The sequence below is a fragment of the Mesorhizobium sp. M7A.F.Ca.US.005.03.2.1 genome (genome assembly GCF_003997795.1).
GTDB classification, from domain to species: domain Bacteria; phylum Pseudomonadota; class Alphaproteobacteria; order Rhizobiales; family Rhizobiaceae; genus Mesorhizobium; species Mesorhizobium ciceri.
This window is the reverse complement of sequence record NZ_RZRP01000929.1, coordinates 1-2,311: the sequence shown is the minus strand read 5'-3', so window position 1 is coordinate 2,311 and position 2,311 is coordinate 1. Positions and strand designations below refer to the sequence as shown.

Here is a 2,311-nt window from a genome sequence, read left to right as displayed (position 1 = left end):
TCCCGGATCGGTCCGGGACACCTCCAAAAAATTCAATTCCTTAGCGCGATCCCAGGAACGTCGCCTTGCCCAACGGTACGCCATTGTGGCGAAGGATGTCGTAAGCCGTGGTGAGATGGAAATAGAAGTTGGGCATGGCCACATGCAGCAGATACTGCAGGCCGGGCATCGAGCTTTCGCGTCCACCAAGCTTCAGCTCGATGATCTTGTCATCGGAGCCGTCGAATTCGGCAGCCGAAAATGTCGCGAGAAGGTCGAGCGTCTTCGTGATGCGAGCCTGGACATCGGCAAAACTCGCCTCATTGTCCTCGTATTTCGGCACTTCGCGGCCGGCGAGCCGTGACGGCGCGCCCTTGGCATGATCGGTGGCGATCTGCACCTGCCTGGTCAAGGCGAACATGTCCGGCGCCAGCCGCGCCGTCAGAAAAACCTGCGGGTCTATCTTGCGGTCCAGCGCATTCTGTTCGGCGGTCGCAAGCACATTGGAAAGCGCTTTCAGCCTAGCCGAAAACACCGGCACGGATGCCTCATACATCGATATCGTCACGTCAAATCTCCTGCCCGGCCCAGCGCCGGCGGACGCGACGTAGCGCCTTCGTGCAGGATTTTTCAAGGCCGCCGACGCCGCGTCACCACGTTGCCGCAATCGCCGTCGTAGAATCCTCTTATCGAGCGGAGGTTCCCGATGAGATGCGCCCTTTTCGCAGCGACTGCCTTTCTCTCCCTGGCCCCGATCGGTCAAACGACCTTGGCAGCCGAAGATGCCCCCGAAGCGCCCTATGTCGACGACCGGTCGAGCGCCGATGCTGTTGTTCGTTCGCTCTACAGCGCCATCACCCGGCACGAATTCGCCCGCGCCTGGGGGTATTTCGGCGATACAAAACCGGCAAAGGATTTCGACAGTTTCGTCAAGGGCTATGACGGCACCGACAAGGTCGAGGTCTTGACCGGGGCGGTTTCCGACGAAGGTGCGGCCGGCAGCATTTTCTACAACGTGCCCGTCGCCATCCGCGCCACCGACAAGAGCGGCGGCGAAAAGGTTTTTGCCGGCTGCTACACGCTGCGCCAGGTGAATGCCCAGATCCAGGCGGAGCCACCCTTCGATCCGATCCACATCGAGAATGGGGCACTGAAACCCTCCACCGCCGATTTCGAGGAGGCGCTGCCGCCAAGCTGCGGCGACGGGCCGCCGCCACCGAAGAAGGACACTGCGCTGGAGCAGGCAAAGAAGGCGTTTCTGGCAACCTATGGCGGCCAGTGCGACAAACAGTTCCTGGCCGACGAGCCAACGGTCTTTTCAATCAAATACAAGGACAAGGATGCGCAGCCCGGCGACCCCGACAAGGAGACGCGGCTGTTCCATTTTTCCTGCTCGGCCGCCGCCTACAATGAAAGCTCGGTCTATTATATGACCGACGAGACATCGGCCGTGCAGCAATTGCAATTCGCCGAACCCAAGATGGACATCCGCTACGAGAACAATGACAGCAACGGCAAATTGCTGGGCATGAGCATCGTCGGTTTCCAGACGTCCGGCTGGGCGGTCAATTCCGACTATGACGAGGCCACCCAGACGATCACCACGTTCAACAAGTGGCGCGGGGTCGGCGATGCTTCCGACGCCGGCACGTATCTGTTCCGCAACGGCAATTTCTCGCTGGTCCAGTACGACGTCGATGCATCATATGACGGCGAGCAAAATCCCGAGACTGTCGTCGACTACAACACTGCGCCTTGAGCGTCACACGGGCTTGCAGGCAGCCTGTCAGGGCGACTTCGACAGCATCCAGTTGAGCGTGCCGCGCCAGTCGGTCATGCGGATCGGGGTGCCATGGGTGCCGGTCTCGAAACGAACGAAACGGGTCGGGTAAGTCTTCGATTTGGCCAGGATCGAGCGAAAGAATGCCTCCTGATTTGCCACTGGGAAGACCACGTCGTGACTGCCCTGGCCGAAAAAGACCGGCACACGGCGCTTGAATGCTGGGCTGGTGAAAAAGCTCTCATCCCATAGCGAGCCGAGCAGCAGCAGGCCGTTGATGCGGCCGCCCATGTCCTTGCGCGCGGCAAGCTTCCAGCACAGCGCACCACCCATCGATCCGCAGGCAACGAAGATCTTCGCGCCTGGCGACCGGTCGGCATAGTGACCGATCAGCGCTGCCACCTGCGCTGCTCCCTTGTCGCCGAAATCGGTAAAATCCGGGCTAAGGTAGAGGCCGCCATTGCTGGCCATCAGGTTCTTGAGCCGGTTGAAATTGCCGCCGAAGGTGAAGTCGTCGACGCCTTGCTTGCGGCTGCCGCCCTGCCCGTGCAG

Annotated in this window: 2 protein-coding genes and 1 pseudogene; 1 reads left to right on the top strand and 2 read right to left on the bottom strand. The window is 60.6% G+C overall.

Going from position 1 to position 2,311, the window contains the following annotated elements; translation table 11 throughout:
• Nucleotides 1-40: 40 nt before the first annotated feature.
• On the bottom strand, nucleotides 41-547 hold the full coding sequence (locus EN991_RS32710) for a DUF1993 family protein (RefSeq protein ID WP_063167831.1): 507 nt from the start codon (nucleotides 545-547) through the stop codon (nucleotides 41-43).
• Nucleotides 548-685: 138 nt separating this feature from the next.
• On the opposite strand from EN991_RS32710, the gene EN991_RS32705 reads away from it, so the two are divergent.
• Entirely contained in the window at nucleotides 686-1,738 is a 1,053-nt protein-coding gene (locus EN991_RS32705) for a DUF1176 domain-containing protein (protein ID WP_127370290.1), read from the top strand.
• 27 nt (nucleotides 1,739-1,765) lie between these two features.
• Here EN991_RS32705 and EN991_RS32700 read toward each other — a convergent pair.
• A pseudogene (locus tag EN991_RS32700) lies at nucleotides 1,766-2,311 on the bottom strand (alpha/beta hydrolase); the annotation flags it as partial.

Excerpts from the sequence above, each read along its gene's own strand:
- EN991_RS32705 (WP_127370290.1), top strand. The coding sequence starts at position 686 with ATGAGATGCGCCCTTTTCGCAGCGACTGCCTTTCTCTCCCTGGCCCCG.